This window comes from Acinetobacter tjernbergiae DSM 14971 = CIP 107465, from assembly GCF_000374425.1.
Lineage (GTDB): Bacteria > Pseudomonadota > Gammaproteobacteria > Pseudomonadales > Moraxellaceae > Acinetobacter > Acinetobacter tjernbergiae.
The window spans coordinates 105,246-128,821 of sequence record NZ_KB894357.1 but is presented as its reverse complement, the minus strand read 5'-3'; the positions used below and the strand labels follow the sequence as shown (position 1 = coordinate 128,821).

21 protein-coding genes and 1 riboswitch are annotated in these 23,576 nt (G+C 39.0%); of the genes, 10 read left to right on the top strand and 11 right to left on the bottom strand.

The features are described from left to right. The first annotated feature begins 162 nt into the window (after positions 1–162). The 3 genes from C502_RS0105265 (at position 163) to C502_RS0105255 (ending at position 2,533) form a co-directional block, all read left to right on the top strand. Positions 163–798: a peroxiredoxin gene (locus tag C502_RS0105265; RefSeq protein WP_018677802.1), complete on the top strand. Its 636-nt coding sequence runs from the start codon at positions 163–165 to the stop codon at positions 796–798. Positions 799–1,137: 339 nt separating this feature from the next. After that, positions 1,138–1,947, top strand: coding sequence for an MBL fold metallo-hydrolase (locus tag C502_RS0105260; protein ID WP_018677801.1), 810 nt, complete (start codon positions 1,138–1,140; stop codon positions 1,945–1,947). A gap of 1 nt (position 1,948) precedes the next feature. Further along, positions 1,949–2,533, top strand: coding sequence for a dual specificity protein phosphatase family protein (locus C502_RS0105255; protein WP_023274563.1), 585 nt, complete (start codon positions 1,949–1,951; stop codon positions 2,531–2,533). Positions 2,534–2,692: 159 nt separating this feature from the next. Here C502_RS0105255 and C502_RS0105250 read toward each other — a convergent pair whose 3' ends face one another. From C502_RS0105250 to trpA, 5 genes are all read right to left on the bottom strand, one after another. After that, a complete protein-coding gene (locus C502_RS0105250; protein WP_026315743.1) occupies positions 2,693–3,622 on the bottom strand; it encodes a DUF6929 family protein in 930 nt (309 codons plus the stop codon). A gap of 88 nt (positions 3,623–3,710) precedes the next feature. After that, on the bottom strand, positions 3,711–4,799 hold the full coding sequence (locus tag C502_RS0105245; RefSeq protein ID WP_018677798.1) for an SPOR domain-containing protein: 1,089 nt from the start codon (positions 4,797–4,799) through the stop codon (positions 3,711–3,713). After that, entirely contained in the window at positions 4,799–6,076 is a 1,278-nt protein-coding gene (gene folC / locus C502_RS0105240) for a bifunctional tetrahydrofolate synthase/dihydrofolate synthase (protein WP_018677797.1), read from the bottom strand. The genes C502_RS0105245 and folC overlap by 1 nt, the downstream gene beginning before the upstream one ends. Continuing rightward, entirely contained in the window at positions 6,073–6,969 is an 897-nt protein-coding gene (gene accD / locus C502_RS0105235; RefSeq protein ID WP_018677796.1) for an acetyl-CoA carboxylase, carboxyltransferase subunit beta, read from the bottom strand. Before accD ends, folC begins: the two co-directional genes overlap by 4 nt. Then, positions 6,966–7,769, bottom strand: coding sequence for a tryptophan synthase subunit alpha (trpA, locus tag C502_RS0105230; RefSeq protein ID WP_018677795.1), 804 nt, complete (start codon positions 7,767–7,769; stop codon positions 6,966–6,968). Before trpA ends, accD begins: the two co-directional genes overlap by 4 nt. Before the next feature lie 276 nt (positions 7,770–8,045). On the opposite strand from trpA, the gene C502_RS0105225 reads away from it, so the two are divergent. Then, entirely contained in the window at positions 8,046–9,377 is a 1,332-nt protein-coding gene (locus C502_RS0105225; protein WP_018677794.1) for a Na+/H+ antiporter NhaC family protein, read from the top strand. A gap of 36 nt (positions 9,378–9,413) precedes the next feature. Here C502_RS0105225 and C502_RS0105220 read toward each other — a convergent pair whose 3' ends face one another. Next, a complete protein-coding gene (locus C502_RS0105220; protein ID WP_018677793.1) occupies positions 9,414–10,436 on the bottom strand; it encodes an AraC family transcriptional regulator in 1,023 nt (340 codons plus the stop codon). Between the two features lie 114 nt (positions 10,437–10,550). Between C502_RS0105220 and C502_RS0105215 the strand changes: the two genes are divergently transcribed. Then, a complete protein-coding gene (locus C502_RS0105215) occupies positions 10,551–11,426 on the top strand; it encodes a metal-dependent hydrolase (RefSeq protein ID WP_018677792.1) in 876 nt (291 codons plus the stop codon). A 784-nt stretch (positions 11,427–12,210) separates the two neighbouring features. Here C502_RS0105215 and C502_RS0105205 read toward each other — a convergent pair. The 4 genes from C502_RS0105205 to C502_RS0105190 form a co-directional block, all read right to left on the bottom strand. Beyond that, positions 12,211–13,206: a DUF2804 domain-containing protein gene (locus C502_RS0105205; RefSeq protein ID WP_018677790.1), complete on the bottom strand. Its 996-nt coding sequence runs from the start codon at positions 13,204–13,206 to the stop codon at positions 12,211–12,213. Between the two features lie 18 nt (positions 13,207–13,224). Next, positions 13,225–14,373 (bottom strand): GGDEF domain-containing protein, encoded by a 1,149-nt coding sequence (locus C502_RS0105200; RefSeq protein WP_023274562.1) that lies wholly within the window; start codon positions 14,371–14,373, stop codon positions 13,225–13,227. Positions 14,374–14,493: 120 nt separating this feature from the next. Next, the gene (trpB, locus tag C502_RS0105195; protein WP_018677788.1) at positions 14,494–15,738 is read right to left on the bottom strand and encodes a tryptophan synthase subunit beta; all 1,245 of its coding nucleotides are present in this window, start codon (positions 15,736–15,738) and stop codon (positions 14,494–14,496) included. After that, complete coding sequence (locus C502_RS0105190) at positions 15,719–16,378, bottom strand: phosphoribosylanthranilate isomerase (protein ID WP_018677787.1); 660 nt, start codon at positions 16,376–16,378, stop codon at positions 15,719–15,721. The genes trpB and C502_RS0105190 overlap by 20 nt, the downstream gene beginning before the upstream one ends. Before the next feature lie 117 nt (positions 16,379–16,495). Beyond that, positions 16,496–16,708, top strand: a riboswitch (cobalamin riboswitch). A gap of 37 nt (positions 16,709–16,745) precedes the next feature. Between C502_RS0105190 and C502_RS0105185 the strand changes: the two genes are divergently transcribed. From C502_RS0105185 to C502_RS0105175, 3 genes are all read left to right on the top strand, one after another. Then, positions 16,746–18,629 (top strand): TonB-dependent receptor plug domain-containing protein, encoded by a 1,884-nt coding sequence (locus C502_RS0105185; RefSeq protein ID WP_018677786.1) that lies wholly within the window; start codon positions 16,746–16,748, stop codon positions 18,627–18,629. Between the two features lie 95 nt (positions 18,630–18,724). After that, on the top strand, positions 18,725–19,312 hold the full coding sequence (locus tag C502_RS0105180; RefSeq protein ID WP_018677785.1) for a cob(I)yrinic acid a,c-diamide adenosyltransferase: 588 nt from the start codon (positions 18,725–18,727) through the stop codon (positions 19,310–19,312). A gap of 20 nt (positions 19,313–19,332) precedes the next feature. After that, a complete protein-coding gene (locus C502_RS0105175; protein ID WP_018677784.1) occupies positions 19,333–20,052 on the top strand; it encodes a glycerophosphodiester phosphodiesterase in 720 nt (239 codons plus the stop codon). A 29-nt stretch (positions 20,053–20,081) separates the two neighbouring features. Here C502_RS0105175 and C502_RS0105170 read toward each other — a convergent pair whose 3' ends face one another. Continuing rightward, positions 20,082–20,609, bottom strand: coding sequence for an META domain-containing protein (locus tag C502_RS0105170; protein WP_018677783.1), 528 nt, complete (start codon positions 20,607–20,609; stop codon positions 20,082–20,084). A 210-nt stretch (positions 20,610–20,819) separates the two neighbouring features. Between C502_RS0105170 and C502_RS0105165 the strand changes: the two genes are divergently transcribed. Together C502_RS0105165 and C502_RS0105160 are read left to right on the top strand one after the other, a co-directional pair. Then, complete coding sequence (locus tag C502_RS0105165) at positions 20,820–21,989, top strand: acyl-CoA desaturase (RefSeq protein WP_018677782.1); 1,170 nt, start codon at positions 20,820–20,822, stop codon at positions 21,987–21,989. Between the two features lie 135 nt (positions 21,990–22,124). Further along, complete coding sequence (locus C502_RS0105160) at positions 22,125–23,567, top strand: protein adenylyltransferase SelO (RefSeq protein WP_018677781.1); 1,443 nt, start codon at positions 22,125–22,127, stop codon at positions 23,565–23,567. The last annotated feature ends 9 nt before the right edge of the window (positions 23,568–23,576 follow it).

Genomic DNA, 23,576 nt, shown 5'->3' with positions numbered 1-23,576 from the left:
ACACGGCTTTGCATGTGAATTTATGATCAATTTTTTAGCTTCACTTCATTCTATTATCTTAAATCCTCATAACAAAATGAAAAAACAATAATTTTATTTATAACGTGATTCCTGCATATTGAATATACACAGAGAACATCAAGAATATATTGAGGATAAATCATGACACTCCGTTTAGGCGACATTGCCCCCAATTTCCAACAAGACTCAAGTGAAGGCCCCATTGATTTTTATGAATTTTTAAACAGTGGTTGGGGGATTTTATTTTCACACCCCGCAGATTTCACCCCAGTCTGTACCACAGAACTTGGCTTTACAGCGAAGCTTAAAGATGAATTTGCAAAGCGTGGCGTAAAGGCAATTGCACTTTCCGTTGATGATGCTGAATCTCATAAAAGCTGGATTCAAGATATTAATGAAACACAAAATACTACCGTTAATTTCCCAATTATTGCCGATAAAGACCGTAAAGTTTCTGAGTTGTATGGCTTCATTCATCCGAATGCCAGTGAAACCTTAACGGTACGTTCGTTGGTGATCATTGACCCCAATAAAAAAGTCCGCTTAATTATTACCTACCCTGCGTCAACAGGTCGTAACTTTAATGAAGTACTGCGTGTTGTTGATTCATTACAGTTGACCGATAAACATAAAGTGGCAACACCTGCCAATTGGCAACATGGTGAAGATGTGGTGATTGTGCCTTCATTAAAAGATGAAGATGAAATCAAACAACGCTTTCCTCAAGGCTATACTGCAGTGAAACCTTATTTACGTCTAACACCACAACCTGAGTGAGGATAAAACGAGCAACGCTCGTTACGAACGCAAGTCGAACAGCTATGCTGTGAGTTAAAAGATTGAAGCCGACTAAAGGCTTCAAGCGCAGCGCAAGACAAACGAAGTGCGTAGTACACAAAACGAGCAACGCTCGTTACGAACGCAAGTCGAACAGCTATGCTGTGAGTTAAAAGATTGAAGCCGACTAAAGGCTTCAAACGCAGCGCAAGACAAACGAAGTACGTCGTATTGGAACGATCCCTTAGATTCAATCAAATTTAGGGGATTTTTAATCTTGGTATTTTCGCATCAATACGTTATAAAAATAATTATCTTCAAAATAGAATAACAATCACGATGATCTATAACATCCATCATCTCCATTGCGGAAGCTTCTGCCCTGTTTGTGCGCCCCTATTTGGTCAAAAAGGTTGGAAAGCACATCTCGTTTGCCATTGCTTACTTATCGAAACAGATCGAGGGCTCGTTTTAATTGATACGGGTTTAGGTACACAAGATTATTTACATACCGAACAACGCTTAGGTTCATTACTCACCCAACTCGGTTCAATTGTGCCCAACCTCAAATTGAGTGCCATCGAACAAATTCGAAAATTAGGCTTACGCCCTGAAGATGTACAACATATCTTTGTCACGCATCTTGATTTTGATCATGCTGGGGGAATTTCAGATTTTCCCAATGCAACGGTACATGTTTTGGCTTCTGAGTTTAATGCAACGCAATCGCTCTCTGCTAAAGGGAAGCTACGCTATAAAACAGAACAATTTAAACAGCATCGCCATTGGAATTTTGCTGAACATACAGATGGTGAGGCCTGGTTTAATCTGCAAAAAGTCCAAGGTCTTCCTTTTTTTCAAGATGAAATTCTGATGGTTCCACTACTCGGTCATACACTGGGACACAGTGGCATTGCGATTAAAAAGCAAGATGGCTGGATTTTCTTCTGTGGTGATGCTTATTTTTCTCATTTGGAACTCGACCCAAAGAATAAACTCAGAGCATTGGATCTGACTGAACGTTTATTGGCAGAAGATAATCAACAAAGGTTACATAACCTGAAACGGTTACAATATCTCGCTCAACATGAGCCAAGTATTGAGTTAATTTGTGCGCATGATCCTGTCGAATTTAATCGTTATCAGTAATATGAAAAAAATACTTATTACCGTTGTACTTGTTTCAACACTTAATATAAGCGGGTGTATGAAACATCCGAGCTTAGATGATGAACAGCGTCCCCAAAACTGGGGAACGCTGATTTCCAATACGCATAATTTTTATCAAATTAGTCCTGATATTTTTCGCAGTGAGCAACCCAGTACTGATTTAATTCCAAGTTTAGAAAAGTATCAAATTGAGACGATCATCAATTTGAGAGCTAGAAATGAAGATGCTAAAGTTTTAAAAGATCAACCTTTTAATCTAGTGCATATTCCAATTTACACATGGGCAATCAATCGTGAAGACTTATTACAAGCGATGCGTGCCATTCAAACCGCCAAACAGAACAAGCAAAAAGTCTTAGTGCATTGCTATCATGGTTCGGATCGTACGGGTGCAACCATTGCCATGTATCGAATTGTGTTTGAGCATTGGTCGATTGAGGATGCAGTTAAGGAAATGAAACAAGGTGGCTATGGCTTTCATGTGATTTGGAAAAATATTGACCAACTCTTCACCACTGAAAATGTACAATGGGTTCAACAGCAACTGTCAAATCCACCTAAATAGAGCGTGTTAGGTTAAATTTGGATAAAATCTAATTTTTAAGATCAATAAATTGTTAAATTGCACGATTTATTTAATTTCTTAGGTTTTGTCCATTGATTATTACGCTTAGAAAAACCTACTTTTATAAGTCATATGATGATCTAAGAAATACGATCTAAGTTACTGGTTTGCAAAAATAGAGTTGCTGAGTAATACTTTCAAAACCTCAGAATCACCCCCATCACTATCCGTGACCAATAAAAATACCTCACCATCGGACGTCGATTCTAGCCAAGTAATCCCTTCTACTTTAATGGGAAGGGTTTGCCCTTTCGTATCTTGAATCAAATGCGTATATAACGTTTCACCCTCAGGTGAGAACAGCAAAATAAAACTACCCAACACCACGCCATCATCATAGGTATTTAATGTTTGCTCGACCGCAGCGGTGGCAATAATTAGATTTTTCTCCACCAAAAAACAAGCATCAGAAATAGCACTTGCTGAACCCTCAAGTGTTGGTAATGTTAGATTGAATGAATTTTTGAGTGCATTCTCTAAAGATTTTCCCGCTTGAATTTTAGCCAGATCAAAGACTAAAACCCCATGATGACGATTAATATTGCCGCGTTGAAAGATGTACAGATCATTGTGATTTGAACATACAGCTTCTATATTCAGATCAGCTCCACCCGTTAATTCAAAAGCTTGTTCTAAAAAATGGTAATCAGCGGCATCGAGCAAAATTCTAATTTGATGATTGACTGGATTATACAATAATGCCTTTTTTCGATTTTCTGTAGAACCCGACCCCATAACTAATAGCTGGGGTTGTCCATCAAAGATGATCGAGCTTAACGCTTCAAAATCTGGCTTAGCTTCTTTACTGAATGCACTTAGTGATATTTGCTTAGATGATTTAAATAATGGAATTTTTTCAAAAACAGTCGCACGACTGATACTCTTTTTTTGATTGGTTTTGAGTAAGTAGCTCACATCATCACCAACCAAATAAAGATCATTGCCCACACAAACAACACCAGAAAGTGCGCTAATGCTAGAATCTTTTGAAAAAATAAAGTGTTCTAATATCTTAAAATCGCGACTCATCATGCAATCACCACCCTTAGAAATAGAACACTTACAACAAGATCAAAACCTGACGTTTTCCTGCTTTGATTTAGCAGATAATTACCTTTTATCGCTGATCAAGCGGAACCCAATCAATTACCCAAGCGGATTTCATGTTTAGACTTTCATCAGACGTAATTTTCTTACGTGCTGCATCTGCAACGTCTCGGTCTTTCGATGGACCGACCATGATACGAACCCCTTTAGATGTAGGGCTAGTGGTCACTTTATAACCTTTCGCGCGTAACTTAGAAACAACTGCATCGGCATTGGCTTGGTTGGCTGCCAAAGCAACTTGTACCATCCATTTTTTATCGCCATTTTCCATAAGCTCACGAGCCTTTCCAGCCTCAGCTTTTTTATCAGCTTCCGCTTTATGTTTTTTCTCGTCAGCCGCTTTTTTATCAGCTTCTGTTTTACGTTTTTCTTCAGCCGCTTTTTTATCAGCTTCTGCTTTGCGTTTCTCTTCAGTCGCTTTCTTCTCGGCTTCTGCTTTACGCTTTTCATCAGCCGCTTTTTTGTCAGCTTCTGCTTTACGTTTTTCTTCCTCAGCCTTTTTTTCAGTTTCAGCCTTACGCTTCTCTTCGGCTAACTTTTTTTCAGCGTCTGCCTTACGTTTATCCTCAACTAACTTTTTTTCGGTATCCGTTTTCTGCTGATCGACTTTTTGCTGTTCAGCTTTTTTCTTTTCTTCAGCAAGTCGTTGTGCTTTAGCTTTATCATCTTCGCCAAGCTCTGGCGGAATGTTATCAGAGCTTTCCTGTTCCGCTGTACGACGTGCATTAATTGCAGCATATTCTTCCGCAGCCTTGCGTGCCGCAGCTGCTTCTGCTTCTTGCTGCATTTTTAGAAAATCAGCCGCACGCGCTTCTTGTTCAGCCACGGCTTTCTCACGGGAACGACGTTGCTCTTCCAGTAAACGTTTTTCTGTTTCTACATCGACCGCTAATGGCTGTAATGATACCATCTCACCATTTTGGTTCGACTGAGCTGTTTGGGATTGAGCTTCTTTTTTAGGAATTGGGTGTGTAATCGTAGCTTGCGTTTTATCGTGCGCTATTTCATCATTACCTTTAAGAAGCAATGCGGTCAATAAAACACCACCCCCTAGTAGAACAACACCACCCATCCAGCGTTGTTTATTATTCATTGACATTATTCTAAATACTCCCAGACCGCTTCTAAAGTATGAAACGAACCACAGACTAAAATTAGCTGATTGTTATTACTTTGTTTCAGCACATTTTCAAAAGCTTGCTGGATATTGCTGTACTCATGTACCTGTTGACCTTGTAATGCATCATGCAGCTGCGGCAACGCTGCTGCTCTAGGTACATTTAAAGGAGCAATAAACCAATCTTTTACAGTTGTTTTAAGTAAATCAGTGACAGATGAAACATCTTTATCTGCCAGCATTGAAAATACTGCGACAACATCTGTGTACTGTTTATTGTATTTTAAGAATTTTCGCAACTGATTCAATAGAAATTCGACACCATGTGCATTATGTCCAGCATCGAAAATAACAGTTTTGTCTTGAATTTGTCGTATTTCAAAACGACCTTGCAAACGTGCTTGCTGAATACCTGTTGCAATCGCTGCCTGAGAGACCTCAATACCACTCACCAGTACCGCAGCAACAGCAGTCGAAATATTATCTAATGCAAGCTGACCGATTGGCAGTTTTAGCGTTGTGCCAGAGGATGCAAATGACCATGTTTGACCATCGTCATTGAGTTGATAAAAATAATCTCGATTTAATGCATATAAATGCGATTGGGTTTCAGTGACTTTGTCTTGAATGGCTTGTGGCAATTGCTGTTGACCCGCAAATATCACAGGAATATTTGGACGAATAATCCCTGCTTTTTCGAAAGCAATTTTTTCTACTGTATCACCTAACCAATCAATGTGATCTAAACCGATATTGGTAATCACAGCAATATCAGGATCAATCACATTCACCACATCAAGGCGACCACCAAGACCAACCTCAAGCACCCAAATATCACATTGTTCTAACTTAAAAATGACAAAAGCAGCCAAAGTGGTTGCTTCAAAGAAAGAGAGTGATAAACCACATTCTCGACGGGCTTGATCCACCAACACAAAGGCATCAACTAAGCTTTGATCATCAACTTCCAATCCTGCAAGTTTTACACGTTCATTAAAACGATAAATATGCGGTGACTGGTACAAACCGACTTTATAGCCTTGCGCATTCAAAATCGCAGCCAAAGTCGTTGTAGTCGAACCTTTACCATTGGTTCCTGCGACGGTAAATACATTTGCTTGCGGTTGCATTACCCCCAACTTTTCAGCAACGGGAATAACGCGCTCTAAACCTAAATCAATGCCTGTAACATGAACATGGCCCCAATAATCGAGCCATGTTGTTAATGTATCTGTAGAATGTGGAGCGTCGGGTTTCAAGGTAAGTTCATCAGTTTAGCCACGAGTCTGTATACAGTATCACGTAATGCATGACGATGAACAATTTGATCGACCACACCATGATCAAGCAAATACTCTGCACGTTGGAATGGTTCTTCTAATTTCTCACGTACCGTTTGTTCAATGACGCGTTTACCTGCGAAACCAATCATCGCTTTCGGTTCCGCGATATGCACATCGCCTAACATTGCCAATGATGCTGTTACACCACCGTATACAGGATGAGTCAGTACCACAAGATATGGGACACGTGCTTCTTTCATTTTTTGGATCGCAGCGGAAGTACGCGCCATTTGCATCAAAGACAACATGCCTTCTTGCATCCGTGCACCGCCTGAAGCAGCAAAACAAATCAACGGTTGGTGTAGTTGAATTGCTCGTTCAGCTGCCTGTACAAAACGATCACCCACGACCGTTCCCATTGAGCCACCCATAAAATCGAACTCAAATGCACAAGCCACCAAGTCCAATCCTTTGAGTGAACCTTGCATCGCAACTAATGCTTCAGTTTCGCCAGTTTTGTCTTGTGCTTCACGCATACGTTCTGGATAAGGCTTACTATCGACAAACTTTAATGGATCTTTGGCACTAAATTCTTGACCTAATTCGGTATTCACTTGATCAAAGAACCAATTCAAACGATCACGTGCACGCATACGCAAATGCTCATCGCATTGTGGGCACACATAGGCATTAAATGACATTGCCGTACGTGTCACTAATGCATGACACTCAGGGCATTCAATGGTCGGCTCTGTAAATGTCGCTTTAAATATTTGCTGTTGATTAGCAATCTGAATACTTGGTACTTGACGTTCCGTCCAAGGTGTTGAAGGACTCAAAACCTTCCCAGCTGTTGACTCTTGACTCATACTAACTCATCGAGCGCGGCTCGAAGCTCCTTCACTTTATTCACCGTCTGTTGCACAGCTTGATCAGCTGGCAATGTTGCAAAAGATTTAACGAAAGCACTTCCTACGATTACGGCATCAGCAACTTGACCCATGGCTTTTGCAGATGCAGCATCACTAATCCCAAAACCAACCCCAACAGGGACATTGGTCATGCTCTTAATTTTAGCAATACGAGCTGCTGCTTCAGAGGTATCTAATGTTGCTGCGCCTGTTACACCTTTTAAAGACACGTAGTAAACAAAACCACTGGCTTGATTTACAACATGCTGAATACGTTGATCAGTTGACGTTGGTGCGAGTAAGAAAATCTGATCCATCTCATTATGTTTTAAGATTTCACCGAACTGCTTTGACTCTTCTGGCGGTAAGTCCACCAAAAGCACACCATCAACACCACAGTCCTTCGCATAAGCTACAAACTTTTCATAACCAATCACTTCAACAGGGTTTAGATACCCCATCAAAACAACGGGTGTTGTTTGATCTTTTTCACGAAATTCTTTCACCATATTCAAAGCATCAAGCGTGCTCGTTCCACCTGCTAAAGCACGTTCAGCAGCTAAGGCAATCACTGGACCATCCGCCATTGGGTCTGAGAATGGCAAACCCAACTCAACAACATCAACGCCTGCTTCAACCATCTGGTGAAGCAATGGAACCGTGACTTGTGGATGCGGATCTCCTGCCATAACATAAGAAACAAGCGCTTTACGGTGCTGAGATTTAAGCTGTTCAAAACGAGTGGCAAGACGTGACATAGGATTATGCTTTCCTTGATTTATATAAATTGAGGAGTTGTTTGTAGTCATACAAGAACACTGCATTGTAACGCTATTTTTTGTTCATTGAACAGAGTTTGACGTGATTGCAACAGTGAATGTTGCTACTTACAACAGCCCTGATACATTTATCTATATTTTCAGCTTTTTCTCAATGATCAAAGCTTCCTAATTTTTGCCTCATCGCAGTGCATTTTAGAAATAAGTCTCGCTCCCTTATACTACCCATCATTTTTAAGTTTGCTTTTTATTTTTATGTCTGCCCACACTCAGGAAAAAGCCCAAAGCAATGCCTTTGCTTTGCTGCCGTTATTGATATTTTTGATCATCTTTCTCGGGAGTGGTCTCTATCATTCAATGATTGGGACAGAATTTGCCTTTTATCAAGTCAAAGCACCCATTGCTGCGATTCCAGCTATTATTCTGGCACTACTACTCTACAAACAAAACCTAAATACGGCGATTGAAACGTTTCTAGAAGGTGCTAGCCATCCTAATCTGATTTTGATGTTTATGGTCTTTATGCTCGCAGGTGCATTCGCAAGTGTATCCAGTGCAATTGGTAGCGTGGATGCGACTGTTCAGTTAGGGCTTTCACTCATTTCAACAGAATTTGTATTGCCCATGCTGTTTATCATTGCGGCATTTATTGCCACAGCGATGGGAACATCCATGGGAACAATCGCTGCCTGTGCACCAATTGCCTTTGGCTTTACTCAAGCCACCGATATTGCACCAATTTATGCGATTGGGGCTGTAGTCAGCGGTGCAATGTTTGGTGATAATTTATCCATGATTTCAGATACCACCATTGCAGCCACACGTAGCCAAAATGTGGAACTTCGAGATAAATTTAGGGTCAATGTCTGGATTGCCCTACCCGCAGCAATCATGACCTTGATGATTTATATTTCACTAAGCCATCAAGCAGAAGCAATTCAAGCAAAGCCTTATGACCTCTTGCTGATTCTGCCTTATCTGGCTGTGTTTTTCCTCGCCTTTACCCGATTACATGTTTTAGCTGTACTCATGATCGGCGTGATTTTATCTGGACTGATGGGTCTGATTGAAAAGCCAGATTTTGACTTACTTAAACTGAACAGCACGATTTATGATGGTTTTGTCAGTATGTTTGAAGTGGCATTACTTTCCATGTTGCTTGGTGGCCTTTCAACATTAATGCAGAAAGAAGGTGGCTTGCAGTGGCTGATTCAACGTATCTATGCCATTACGCGCCTCTTTAAATTCGGTAAACAGCGTGCAGGTGAATTAGGCATTAGTTTTCTAGTCATTTTTTCAAATTTATTCGTTGCCAATAATACTGTAGCCATTATTTTATCTGGCGATATGGCACGTGAAGTGGCGAGAGAATATGGCGTTGATCCTAAACGAAGTGCGGCTTTGCTCGATATTTTTTCTTGCGTCATTCAAGGGATTATTCCCTACGGCGCACAGCTCTTACTCGCATGTTCAATTGCCAAACTCTCTCCAGTCGAATTGATTGGCACGATCTACTACTGCTGGATTCTTGCGATTTGTGCAGTCCTTGCAATTGTGTTTAATTACCCACGTTTAAAAATGCCTTAAAACCGATATACGTCTCTTTAGTCATGCTCTAAAAAACTAAAGAGATTTTAAAAACTGCTTGGGTGTAACCCCTGTCCAGCGTTTGAATGCTCGACCAAATGCACTTTGATCTGCATAATTTAAACGTTCAGCAATTTCAGAGAATGATTTCCCTTGCTGTAAATAAAGCTTACTTTGCTCTAAACGATACTGATCTAAAATATCTTGAAAATTAAGCTGATAGGTTTTGAGTTGACGCTGCAAGGTTCTCTCTGAACAATGCAAACGCTTTGCCACATAGCTCAGTAACAACTCTTCCTGTTGTAATAAACCTTGCTCAATATAGCTCTGTATTTTTTGGCGAAACTGTTGTTGCTGAATATCAAAAGAAGCAATGCTATCCAATGATTGCTGTGCCTGATTAGATAACACATGATTCAACTGCTGATCTGCTGCAATACTTTTTGCTTTTAAAATTTGATTGGAAAAGCGAATGGCATATTGCCCAGCTTGAATTTGAATCGGACAGCCATAAAATTTTTCAAAGTGATATAAAGCCGTGTGTGGCATGTATCCAAATTGAATCATCTGTGGTGGAACGAGAGCATCTTGTACAATTGATTGAGAAATTTTAAAGATCAACGCTAAATTCAGCTCATACATTTCCCGATAATCACGATAAGACGCCCCCCAAACAATTTGAATATATTCAGTAAACTGCTGAACATTCAGTTGTTCTAAATTGGTCTGTTTAAAAACTAGAGAATAGTAACGTTGTAAAAGCTGTAAAGCCTGTTGTAGATCTAAACTGGTTGAAGCCAAATACCCCATTAAACCCAAATCTTGCAAATTGGCATGTTCGGCTAACACCAATGTAATCGGTCGAGGGAAATAAGGCTGTGCCGATTGCAAAAGCAATGCATAACGTTCGACATCAAAATCCTGCTCATCTGGATTTTCCAAACAAGCATGAAAAGCTTGCCAAAGCTCAGGTGCAACAACTTTAGACAAATCAATTTGTTCTTGTTGTAAAACACGATTAAACAATCGTAAATATCCAATGATAATTTTAACTGACATATCCCGATCTCATCCTGATCTGTCGTTATTTGTATAAAACTTGGCTGTAACTGTCAAAACATTTCATCGAACTTTTTTCATACTGAGTTTAAGAAAAGACAAGGAATGGTAAAAATGAATGCACACGTTTCCTATCAAGTTGAACCCGTTGTAAGAACAAAATTAGATTTTCATTTAGATCAGGCACCACGTTTTTGGTTTGGTGGTGATCCGTTCCGTACTCGTATGTTTGATGCGTTGAGCCTAACTTTCCCTGATGGTGAACGCTATTTTATTGAATGTGTGCGTTTATTCCGCGACAAAATTAATGATCCTGATTTGCAAGAACGTGTGGCTGATTTTATCCGCCAAGAAGCACAACATGGCATGGCACATGACAAAATGAATCAGATCATGAAAGAACAAGGTATGCCTGTTGATCAATTCACCACTCGGTTGAAAAAGATTTTTAGATTTGAATTAAAAAATCGCTCAGCTCAATACAACATTGCCATGACCGCAGCCGCAGAGCATTTAACCGCATTAATGGCAGATACCTTTTACAGTAAAAAGGAAACTTTAGCGGAAGCCGATCCTTTTGTTCGTGCGTTATTTGCTTGGCATGCGATTGAAGAAATGGAACATCGTGATGTTGCTTTTGATGTCATGCGTGAAGTGGGTGAAGTACCTGAAACAACTCGACGCTTTGCACTGCTCTTTACCACAGTGATGATGTTTGGCTTTACCTTATATCGTACTGATGTGATGTTAAAAACTGATGGTTTTAATTTAAGACAACGCTTTGATATGGCACGTAAAGGTTTGCCGTGGTTCTTTGGTCGCAATGGTATTTTGACTGCAAAAAGGTCTCAATATAGTGACTGGTTTAAAAAGGACTTTCATCCAAATCAACATCCTGTCATTCGTCAATATGATGTTTGGATTGATACTTTAGCCAAGACCAATGACCCAATTGCAGCTGGTGAAGCTTTTTGGCAAGCAGGACTTTAATTCCTTTTAAATAAAAATCTTCTGAGACGTTCCACTGCTATTGATCTGTTATGCGGTGGAATGTTGCGGAATAATATCCTTATGGTTAGCATCTAATTGATAAAAAAATATCTTAAAAAACCAACCCAATCAACTAAAAATTTCTTACCCTATTTTCTCTACGATGGAGTACCGAACTAGCTTAAGCGAATTAAACCAATCTCAGTTAAAATCATATTTTAAATAGTTTAACATTGCGTTCTAAAAGGGTGCAACGAGGTGTATCCCTCATGATTAATATTTAACTCACCCATAACTGCACTTGCTTATACCTTTGCTCTTTCGGTGAAAAAAGATACAGTCTATTCATTTTATACCTAAACAAATACCTATCTTTATTAAAAAATTCAGCTTTAATGTATTTCTTCCTGAACTCATTATTATTTAAATTAAAATAATAATCATATTCCGCCCCCTTATCAACAATAGAGATCATAAACCCATCTCCTTTTACCTTATCAGTAAATAGATCATTTAGTTTTACGTCTGCTTTAGAATTTGGAGCTACCTTAATAAAGTTGCCATCATCCTCATGGATATATATTATAATTAGATTTATTTTCTAATTGCACGTATTCCAAAGAATCTATACAGCCAGTTAGCAAAATAGTGATCAAAAATACTATATATTTCATTATATCCTCCATCCCCATCTGCTATACTGCTGGATACCAACTACTTGATTTTATATCTTCAACCCACCCCACCTAGATATAAAATATTAAACAGACTCATATTCTAACAATCACCACTTTGCATAGTGCTGTTCTAATAATCCATATTCATTATCTAATAACACCAATTCAACATTTTCATGTTCAATCGTACCGCTGACTTTCGCTTGCCATTGATTAAACTGACTACCGATCAAACGCAGATTAATATTTTCAAAACGACACCAACCTGTTTCAACCAATAAATTTAATCGCTCATCTAAAGAACGAATTGACCAACAGTTTTCATTTTGTTGTTCAAATAAAATATCAGTCAGTGGATATAAACGACCATCAACCCACAACGCATTTTCATTACCAAAGCTTTCATTCACACCTGATGCGAGATTCAAACCAATACGGCGATCATTTGCATCTCGAAATTGACACGACAACCAAAACCAAGCGGTTTCAGGTCGTAAAAAACCACAGGTATCATCGAGTGCAGCTAGGCTGTGAGAATTAAATTCGATCTGCTGTTGATCTGGACTAATGAAAAAGCCTTCTACTGCCAAAGTGGTTTGTTTTTGTGTATATGTCCAACCATTAATCCCTGTTGGGCTACATAAACTGAGTGCATCCGTACCAGCACAGAAAATACGTGCTTTCAGTTGTACTTCACCATGTTTGGTCACTTGGATATAACGCACACCATTGGCGTGTTGCATATCAAATTGATAAGCCGATTTTTTAAAATAACTTTGACTGAATAAAGGTTGTTCATCGAGTTGAGTTTTCAACGCCAATGGCTGAATCGCATTCCATTCGATTACTTTTTCAGAAAGGTGATCATAAACATAGAAAAAGCCATGCCCTGCCCATGATAGATCGACAATCGCAATACCAATACTGTAATGCTCATGTTGTAAACCACAAAACTTAAATTTCTTATACTTAAGTTGCTTACGCCAACCTTTTAGCACCTGACCATAAGGTGTTTTATAAATATAGTCATCTAGATTAATTTTTGAGGGTATCTGATCAAAACGCCCATAACGAGGCTGACCATTCTCTTGTATCAATTTCACAATATTCCCTCAAATAAATTACAGTGTATGAACTGTTCTAACCTGATTTTTTCCATTATGCTTGGCTTCATATAATGCTTTATCTGCTTGTTCAAATAAACTCATATAATCAAAACCGCTATGAACTGTACTACTTACCCCAAAGCAAGCTTGAACATAAAGAAATTCCGTTTCATTAACTTTAATTGTACTTTGCTCTAATGCTTTACGACAAACTTCTGCTACTGCAACCGCATTTTCAATTAAAGTAAATGGCAATAAAATAACAAACTCCTCACCACCATAACGTCCAATCACATCACTGGCTCGCAAATTTTTCCGCAATATATCGGCGACATGTTTTAAAACCAAATCACCTTGATGATGTCCATACTGATCATTAATTTTTTTAAAATTATCAATATCGACCATAATTAATGATGTTTCACGGTGAGTAATTTGTGCCTGCTGCATCTGTAAATCAATAATTTGATTAACCCCTCGACGATTAAGCAGATTCGTTAATTCATCAGTGCAACTAAGTTTCTCTATTTTTGAGTTATATCTACGCCAACGCTCTACACTAATATCAAATAAAGTTATGGTAAATGCTGCATATAAAGTCGTATAAAACATTGAATAAACAATCTGGGTATTCTGAACATCTTTATGCAGCAATATATATGGCTTATAGGCCATCGCATAATCTAGATAACCAAGCACAGTGAGTCCAGACAAAAGAAAATATGCAATGATATAAGAAGCCAAACCAAAATAAACAACAAACCGAGGGAACAACAATAATGCCGTAAAAGCAATTCCCATAAAAATAATCCCATTAAGAATATTCAGCAAACCAATTCCTATTGGCAAACCTAACAGTGAAAATGGGTAATAGACAGATAGAAATAATACATAATAAATATGAAATTTTGGCTTATTCTTAATAAAAAAACCAAATAAGATTAAAAATGTATTTAAAACAAATATACTGGGATATAACCATTCGAGCTTAACGAGTAGCTCAGTATTTGCTAAAGGGTGGTACATATACTTTATTTGCATAAAATATATAACAACCGCAGTAAAGCTGGCATAAATAAGTATAGATTGGGATTTTTTGACTAAATCCCAATCCAAAATGACAAGAAAGGCTTTACTAATATATATGGGTAAGGAGTATTTCATCCCCTACAATCCTGTGTGATTATTATCGTGTTATACGTCCATGTATAGCTAGTCAGAGCATAAAAATCAATTCTGTTTTAGCACACTATTTATTCAATAATATCACACAAATATTCAGTTTTATAAGTCGACCATCGGAATACCATCAATTTTAGCAACGGTCATCAAGTCTTTATCTCCACGACCTGAAACTGTTGCAATAATGATTTGATCTTTCGACATGGTTGGCGCAAGTTTCGTCACATAAGCCATCGCATGTGAACTTTCAAGCGCAGGAATAATCCCTTCAATTTGTGTTAAATCACGGAAACCTTGTAGTGCTTCATCATCTCTGATCGGCACATATTCAACACGATGCATATCTTTTAAGAAACTATGCTCTGGGCCAACACCTGGATAGTCCAAACCTGCTGAAATACTATGTGTTTCAATGATCTGACCTTGCTCATCCGACATGAGATAAGTACGGTTACCATGTAATACACCCACATGCCCTGCATTTAATGGAGCAGAGTGTTTACCTGTTTCAATACCATAGCCTGCGGCTTCAACACCGTACATTTTCACATCTTGGTCATTCAGGAATGGATAGAACAAGCCCATTGCATTTGAACCACCACCAACACAAGCGACCAAGGCATCAGGTAAACGCCCTGCTTGCGTCTGGATTTGTTGGCGTGCTTCACGACCAATAATTGATTGGAAATCACGAACAAGTTGTGGATATGGGTGTGGGCCAGCAACCGTACCAATCACATAATAAGTCGTATCAACATTAGTCACCCAATCACGCATTGCTTCGTTCATGGCATCTTTTAATGTTTTTGAACCGCTTTGCACAGGGACTACAGTCGCTCCAAGCAAACGCATACGATATACATTCATTGCCTGACGTTTTACGTCTTCAGCACCCATGTACACCACACACTCCATACCTAAACGTGCAGCAATCGTCGCGGTCGCAACACCATGTTGACCCGCGCCTGTTTCTGCAATAATACGTTTTTTGCCCGACAGTTTTGCCAATAAAGCCTGACCAATCGTGTTGTTGACCTTATGCGAACCTGTATGGTTCAAGTCTTCACGTTTCAGGTAAATTTGCGCACCGCCGAGGTGCTGAGACCATCGTTCAGCATGATAAAGTGGACTCGGACGACCAACATAGAACGCAAGATCACGGTCAAACTCTGCTAAAAACTGGGCATCATTTTTCATACGACCATAAAGACTTTCTAAGTCTTCAAGTGCAGCCATAAGCGTTTCTGACACAAAACGCCCACCATGAATACCAAAATGCCCCTGAGCATCTGGAAACTGGGTGTAGTCAATCGCCTGATTTTGTTGACTAAGGTTTTGCTGATCCACGTTGGACTCCTTGCATAAATTTTTCAATGAGTTGTTGGTCTTTTATACCTTTTGCGGACTCGACGCCTCCGCTGACATCCACAGCAAAAGCGGCTGTAGTATCAATAGCGTCACTCACATTTTCAGGGGTTAAGCCCCCTGCCAAGATTAGTGGAATATCGAGTTTTGGAAATTTATTCCAGTCGAAACAGTGGCCTGTTCCACCTTTTAAATCAGGATGCCACGCATCAAGTAGAACCGCACTGGCTCCCATAGCTTGATAGCGTTGAATTTCGGTCAAAATATCTAAATCAGGTTTAACTTGAATAGCCTTGTACCAACGACGTTTACATTGCACAGCAATCTGTTGGCATTGTTCAGGTGTTTCATCACCATGCAGTTGTAATACATCTAAAGGAACTGAATCAAGCACTGTTTGTATTTCTTCTGCGCTTGCATTTACAAATAAACCAACCAACTGAACATAAGCGGGTACTAAGCTTACCAAGATTTGCGCTTGTTCAATACTGACATGACGTGGGCTTGGAGGAAAGAATACAAAACCAATCGCATCTGCTCCTGCTTGCACAACAGCATCAATATCTTGAGTCCGCGTGATTCCACAAATTTTGGCACGAGTTCGGAGTTGGGTTTGGCGCATTTGATGTCCAATTTGAGATGACTATTTACTACTCTCACATTGTAAAGCAATTTGACATACTTTGGTCAAAGTTCATTTCCAAATGCAATTGTTTAAAAAACGTTAACACTCTATACTTCGCGCCATCTCGCAACAAGTCTAAAGCAAATTCTTTTGCTTATAGGGAAGTTGGTGTAAGTCCAACACTGCCCTCGCAACGGTAACACCGAATTATTAATCTCAGCTAAACGCCAAATCACTGCATCTGAATGATGTGGGAAGATGATTAATAGCATCATCATTGTGATGATATAGTGAAGTCCGGAGACCTGCTTGTTGTTTATTTCCACGTTAACATTCACGACGGGTGAATGTATGGAGCGACATCATGTCTACTATTTTTCAACCGACACGTTTAGTTGGTGCTATCGCTATTGCGATGGGGTTTTCTTCAACTACTTTTGCTCAAGATCAATCAACGAATAAAACAGCAACACTTGATACGATTGTTGTAACGGCATCTCGTTCTGAAGAAAAGTTAAAGAATGTTCCTGCACGTCTAACTGTGATTGATCAAAAGACGATTGAACAAAATCCTTTATTAAATATCTCTGATGTAATTCAACGTGATCCATCGGTATATATAAAACAAAGCGGTGGCTTAGGACAAATTTCTGAGATTTCACTTCGCGGCGCGAAATCAGTTCATACTTTAGTTCTTAAAGATGGTGCTCGCTTAAACAGTCAAAATGAACTTGCCCCACTCTATCCTGCATTTTTAGATACAACTGATGTTCAACAAGTTGAAATCTTAAAAGGACCAGCATCTGTACAATATGGCAGTGATGCAATTGGCGGTGTTGTCCAATTAATTTCAAAAAAACCTGAAAAAACAGGGGCAGATTTAACAAGCATTTATGGGGAAAATAACACTTATAAAACGATCGCCAATGCCAATTTAGTGACTGATCAAGGTTTTTATGCACAAGTCGGTGGTCAACGCTTAGAAAGTGATGGCACACGCATTCTAGAAAGCCAACCTAAAAATGAAAAAGCCAGTTATGATCAAAAGGGCTATCACGCCAAAGTCGGTTTTTATCAAGAAAATACAATAGATGCTTCTGCTTCGATTAGTGAAAATAAGGGAACCAATATTTTCACTAATAACTATATTAGCAATACAGCACAACGCCAATTTGAGAATCGTGTCATTAATGCAAAGCTTGCCTACAATATTTTGCCTGATTTAATCGTAAATGCACGTTATTCAAATGCGCAAGATAAGCAAAATGTACCTTCTTATGGCTCACGCTACGACACTGAAAATAATGAAGGTGATTTAAGCCTAAAATGGAAATTCACCCCAAATCAAAATATCTTAGTTGGTGCAACATATACGGATGCAAATTATCAAACCAACACAATTTTAAAAGGTGATCAGAGTGTTGATAGCACAGGCTATTACCTCCAACACCAATTTAAAAATGAACAATTTGATACGCAAGTGGGTGTGCGTTTAGAAGACAATGAGCGCTTTGGTGATCATACCGTTGGTCAAGCTGCTGTTCGCTATCATTTCTTACCGAATGCAAGTATGTATGCGAATATTGGAAGTGCATTCCGTGCACCAACACTCAATGAAATGTACTCACAATGGGGAGGAAATATTGATTTAAAACCAGAGGAAAGTACTTCTTATGAAATTGGTGCTGACTATCAATTGAATCAAAATTTACTTGCAAATATTTCACTTTATCAAAATGAAGTTAAGAATTTAATTTCATCTCAATGTATTGCAACCTGTGATGGTGATTGGGTAACAACTTTTCCTGTTTATCAAAACTTAAACGTTGATAAAGCCACATTTAAAGGTGGTGAATTAGGTTTAAAATGGCAACAAGATGATTACTTCATTTCAACCCAATATGCCTATGTAAAAACTGAAAATAAAGAAACTGGGTTAGAAATAGCTTACAGACCAAAAAATACTGTTACCCTAACAACTGGTTTAGAGAACTCTATCTACGGTATCAATATTTCAGCGATTGCTCGTTCAAAATCAAATGCATCAAATACTGCAAATCCTATTCAAGTACCTGGCTATGCGACGATGGATTTCAACGCCTTTTGGAATATTAATCCAAATGTAAAAATCTTTACCAACATTCAAAACCTTTGGGATAATCAGTACCACCAAGTATCTCGATCTGCAACAGATTGGTACATCAACGGTGGTCGCCAAGCTTCTGTGGGTGTCACCTTACGTTATTAATCGTGCAATCTAGACAACAAAAATATTTTCTTAACTCCAATTTCGGGGTAATGTTCTGACCGACATTATCCCCTTTTTATTTGTAGGACAGTTTCATGGGACATCGTTTAAGTAAAATCTATACACGCACAGGTGATTCAGGCACAACGGGGCTTGGGGATGGTTCACGTGTTGCTAAAGATGACTTACGAATTAATGCACTAGGTGATGTAGATGAACTCAATGCCACGATTGGCGTACTTCGGGCACAAATCAGCGCATCTCAAATTGAAAATAAAGCTGATTGGGATAAAAGTTTAAGCTTGATTCAACATTGGCTGTTCGATTTAGGCGGTGAAGTTTGTATTCCGAACTATCATTTACTCCAACCAATTTGTATCGAATTTCTCGAAAAAGAAATTGATCACATGAATGAATCGCTACCGATGCTTAAAGAATTTATCTTACCTTCGGGTAGCTTAGCATGTAGTTATGCACATCAAGCTCGTGCCGTATGCCGCCGTGCAGAACGTGCTTTAATGTCAGTACACAATCGTGATCAAAACATTCAAGCTACTGCATTACAACTTTTAAACCGTTTATCTGACTGGTTATTTGTTGCTTCGCGTGCTTTGCAGCGTGCGGAAGGCGGTAGTGAAGTGCTTTGGCAAAAAAACATTAATGATAGTATTGATCAAGCATAATTATTCTAAGGTAAATCAAAATGCGAATCATTGGTCATCGTGGTGCACGTGGCGAAGCTCCTGAAAATACGTTAGGTGGCTTTCGTTATCTACATAATCTAGGTATACGTGCCGTCGAGTTTGATGTACGTCAACTTAAAGATGACCAATTGGTGGTGATTCATGATGATGATTTTGTTCGTACCACGGGTAAATTACAGCATGTTGAAAGCTGTAATTTACACGAGGCTCAGCAATTCGATCATCGTCATCAATGGCATGCTTGGGCATTTGAGGAATACACACCTAGCCTGCCCCATGTGATGGCTTGTTTAACTGACTTTGAACATATTGAAGTTGAAATTAAAGCCGTTGCAGATGAAGCTGCTGCTGAGCGTTTAGTTCTGCAATTACATCAAGATTTACTCGACTTTGAACAGGCTGCTACGATTACCAGTTTTGATGTGAAAATTTTAGCGGCATTGCAACAACATCAAAGTCATTTTAAACGTGGCTTGTTAGTTGAAATTCCGATTGGGGAATATGCCATCGAACTCGCACATCAATACGGATGCTGCCAAATTGGCTGGAAAGATCAACTTGCAACAGATGAAATCATTCAGCTCACTCAGCAAGCTCAGCTTGCCATCAGTGTTTGGACAGTCAATGAGGTTGAACGTGCCAAACACCTACAACAATTAGGCATTCAAGGCTTGATCACCGATGTACCAAGTACCATGTTGCAACATCTGACTTTATAAAAGAGCGGAATTTATTCCGCCAACTGATTTTATTTTTTAGATTGTGCCTGAATTAAACGCTGCCCTTTTGCATCTAATAAATACAAATTCGTCCCTTCAATTTGAAAGCGTTCAATCCGCTGCATCGCATCCATCAGCTCTGCTTCTTGTGCTAATGCTTTATCACAGCTAAAGTGCTGCGCTCTCACATCAAAACTCATTTTCCTTTGGCTAAGATCATATTGATACGTCCCATAAATAATATTGCAGCCTGTATGACCTGAAACGGTTTTAGCAATAGAATTCAGCGAAAAACTTGGATATTGGTTGAAGAATAAAGCACGTTTATTTTGAATCATGGTAATTTGCCAACTTACATCTTGAACGCCATCGTTACTCTTGCGAATTTGCATGGATGGCAATTGATTTACACGCTTTGGCTGTAGGCTATTTTTGTTGACTTGAGTTGGTTGGCTTTGACATGCAACAACTATGAAAGCGACAGATAATATTAAAGTTTTGTGAAAAAACTTGCTCAAAGAATAAATTGTATTTTTCACGCTTATTTGTTCAGACATTGATTTATTTCGCCTTTTGATTCATTGATTAATTCAACAAATGAATTCTGTTACTGTTCTTTCAATACAACTGTAGAATAATACTAGTGCTAACTAATCTGAGCATGCTAATATCAGGCATAAAATAGCAATATATCGTCATGATTGGTTTTGCTATCTCGTTTGGTTTTATATCTTGTGTAAACAAGGTTTTTAGGAGCGCTGACGGATATGACTTCCGCCCCACTCAAGAAAGCACCCATTAATTGGATTGCAATTTTTGCATTGATATTTTTACCAGTTGTTGCACTCATTTCGATTCCAATTTATACCTATCATCATGACTTTAGTATGGGCGCATGGATTAGCATGTTTGTCCTACTGGGTGTAAGCAGTTTAGGTATTACTGCTGGTTATCACCGTTTATGGGCACACCGTGCTTATGAAGCGACACTACCTTTAAAAATTATTCTCATGATCATGGGAACCTTTGCCGTTCAAAATAGTATCCTATTTTGGGCTTCAGGTCATCGTACACATCACCGTCATGTTGACGATGTAGACCAAGACCCGTATTCGATTAATAATGGTTTTTGGTACGCACATATGGGTTGGATGTTACGTAACTATCCTGCCGCTGAACCAGATTATAAAAATGCACCTGATTTGTTGAATGACAAATTAGTTATGTTCCAAGATAAATATTATGTTCCCTTAGTCATTGCTGTTCATGCAGGTATTTTATTACCGATTGGATGGTTAGTGAATGATATTTGGGGCGTGTTGCTTTTAGGTGGTTTAGTTCGTCTATTCCTCAGCCACCATGTCACCTTCTTCATTAACTCACTCTGTCATATGTGGGGTAAACGCCCTTATACTGACGAAAATACCGCACGTGATAATTTCATCTTAGCCATCCTCACTTGGGGTGAGGGTTATCATAACTATCACCATATTTTCCAATACGATTATCGTAACGGCGTAAAATGGTGGCAATATGACCCTACAAAATGGTTAATTTGGACAAGTTCTAAGTTAGGTTTAGCCAAAAATCTACGTCGTATTCCAAGCTTTAATATTCAAAAAGCCGAGCTTGCGATGAAGTTTAAATATGCTGAACAAGACCTTGCAATTTATGGTCACGATGTAAATACTGATATCGCTCAGATGAAACAACGTATTGCTCAAGAATATGAAGCATTTACCAATACATTAAATGATTGGGCTAAATTGAAAGAGCAAGAACTACAAGCGAAAAAAGCGGCAATGGCTGAAAAAATCCATCAAATGGATCATAAGCTTAAAGTTGATTTCCAACTGCTTGAACATCGCCTTGCACACCATCGCGAATGTTTAGAAACATTAGTGCGTAATATCAAAAAAGCACCAGTTTCGGAATAAACATATTCAATAAAATGGTCTCTTTAGAGGCCATTTTTTATGCCTATTTAAAGACTCAGCTCATAACCACAATTCACTATTTTAGACCTATCTTTGTTATAGTCATCATTCAGTTCCTTGCCATGATATTGACCTATGCATTTCAATCCTCGCTATCCATCTCTTAATTCAAAGCTCTATCATCAGCAACAACCAAGTCCTTTACGTGGTGCAAAAGCAGGTCATTTTAACGAGGCCTTGGCAGATGAATTGCAATGGAGTGAAGAAGATAAAGCCAATTGGGTCGAGATTTGTAGTGGGCAAAAAACTTTTGCTGAATTCACTCCCTTGGCAATGGTGTATGCAGGTCATCAATTTGGTCAATGGGCAGGTCAATTGGGCGATGGACGCGGTTTATTGATTGGACAAATTCTAAATCAACATGGGCAAACCATTGATCTACACCTCAAGGGTGCTGGCTCTACCCCCTACTCTCGTATGGGCGATGGTCGTGCCGTACTTCGTTCAGTTATTCGAGAATATTTAGCTGGACATGCGCTTAATGCACTTGGTGTAGCATCTAGTCATGCGGTTGGTTTCACCACATCTACACAAGGTGTACAACGTGAAACCTTAGAACTTGGTGCAATGTTGTTACGCACTTCAGAATGTCACATTCGCCTCGGTCATTTTGAGTGGATCAATCAATATGCACCTGAACTTTTAACTGAATTTACGCAAAAATGTATCGAATGGCATTATCCAGAATGTTTAGAAGCTGACAATCCAAACCTTGCGTTTGCTAAAGCTGTCATTGAACGTACAGCAATCATGATCGCCAAATGGCAATTGGTCGGTTTTGCGCATGGTGTAATGAATACCGATAATTTAAATATTACAGGCTCAACCTTAGATTTTGGTCCTTATGGATTTATGGAACGCTTTCGACCAAACTGGATTAATAACCACTCCGATTACCAAGGTCGCTATACCTATCAAAACCAACCGAGCATTGGACATTGGAATTTGTGGACATGGTTGAACAATCTTATTCCTTTAGCTAAGCCTGAGCATAAAGAACAATTCAAACACGATTTAGCAACTTGCTTAGAACAGTTTGAGCCGACCTTCTTACACCACTATGGTCAAGGACTCTGCGAGAAGATTGGACTCCCCCATTTTCATAAAGACAGTTTAGATTGTAGTTTTGCATTCTTACGAATTTTACAAACGGAACAACTCGACTATACGCAAAGTTTTATTCGCCTACAAAACAAGGCATATAAAGCACTCCGTGATGACTGCTTAGATCTACGTCAGTTTGATGCTTTTCTACATCAATATCAGGGCATACGTAACAATCAGGATACGGATGAGTTAGATCGAGTTATGCAAAGCGCTAATCCTCATTATATTTTACGCAACCACATGGCACAAAAAGCGATTGAACTAGCCGAACGTGGTGATTTTAGTGAAGTTGATCGTTTATTTAAGCTCCTCAATCAGCCTTATCAAAAACAGCCTGAGTTGGAAACTGAACAAGATACTGCACCTTTACCAAGTGATGTGCCTGAAATTTCAGTAAGTTGTTCATCGTAGAAGATCAAT

What these genes read in the sequence shown, in the direction of transcription:
- C502_RS0105220 (WP_018677793.1), bottom strand. Translation starts at nt 10,436, where the DNA reads ATGTCAGTTAAAATTATCATTGGATATTTACGATTGTTTAATCGTGTT.
- C502_RS0105255 (WP_023274563.1), top strand. Translation starts at nt 1,949, where the DNA reads ATGAAAAAAATACTTATTACCGTTGTACTTGTTTCAACACTTAATATA.
- C502_RS0105225 (WP_018677794.1), top strand. Translation starts at nt 8,046, where the DNA reads ATGTCTGCCCACACTCAGGAAAAAGCCCAAAGCAATGCCTTTGCTTTG.
- C502_RS0105175 (WP_018677784.1), top strand. Translation starts at nt 19,333, where the DNA reads ATGCGAATCATTGGTCATCGTGGTGCACGTGGCGAAGCTCCTGAAAAT.
- C502_RS0105265 (WP_018677802.1), top strand. Translation starts at nt 163, where the DNA reads ATGACACTCCGTTTAGGCGACATTGCCCCCAATTTCCAACAAGACTCA.
- C502_RS0105160 (WP_018677781.1), top strand. Translation starts at nt 22,125, where the DNA reads ATGCATTTCAATCCTCGCTATCCATCTCTTAATTCAAAGCTCTATCAT.
- C502_RS0105200 (WP_023274562.1), bottom strand. Translation starts at nt 14,373, where the DNA reads ATGAAATACTCCTTACCCATATATATTAGTAAAGCCTTTCTTGTCATT.
- C502_RS0105245 (WP_018677798.1), bottom strand. Translation starts at nt 4,799, where the DNA reads ATGTCAATGAATAATAAACAACGCTGGATGGGTGGTGTTGTTCTACTA.
- C502_RS0105190 (WP_018677787.1), bottom strand. Translation starts at nt 16,378, where the DNA reads ATGCGCCAAACCCAACTCCGAACTCGTGCCAAAATTTGTGGAATCACG.
- C502_RS0105170 (WP_018677783.1), bottom strand. Translation starts at nt 20,609, where the DNA reads ATGTCTGAACAAATAAGCGTGAAAAATACAATTTATTCTTTGAGCAAG.
- C502_RS0105260 (WP_018677801.1), top strand. Translation starts at nt 1,138, where the DNA reads ATGATCTATAACATCCATCATCTCCATTGCGGAAGCTTCTGCCCTGTT.
- C502_RS0105165 (WP_018677782.1), top strand. Translation starts at nt 20,820, where the DNA reads ATGACTTCCGCCCCACTCAAGAAAGCACCCATTAATTGGATTGCAATT.
- C502_RS0105215 (WP_018677792.1), top strand. Translation starts at nt 10,551, where the DNA reads ATGAATGCACACGTTTCCTATCAAGTTGAACCCGTTGTAAGAACAAAA.
- C502_RS0105250 (WP_026315743.1), bottom strand. Translation starts at nt 3,622, where the DNA reads ATGAGTCGCGATTTTAAGATATTAGAACACTTTATTTTTTCAAAAGAT.
- C502_RS0105180 (WP_018677785.1), top strand. Translation starts at nt 18,725, where the DNA reads ATGGGACATCGTTTAAGTAAAATCTATACACGCACAGGTGATTCAGGC.
- trpA (WP_018677795.1), bottom strand. Translation starts at nt 7,769, where the DNA reads ATGTCACGTCTTGCCACTCGTTTTGAACAGCTTAAATCTCAGCACCGT.
- accD (WP_018677796.1), bottom strand. Translation starts at nt 6,969, where the DNA reads ATGAGTCAAGAGTCAACAGCTGGGAAGGTTTTGAGTCCTTCAACACCT.
- C502_RS0105185 (WP_018677786.1), top strand. Translation starts at nt 16,746, where the DNA reads ATGTCTACTATTTTTCAACCGACACGTTTAGTTGGTGCTATCGCTATT.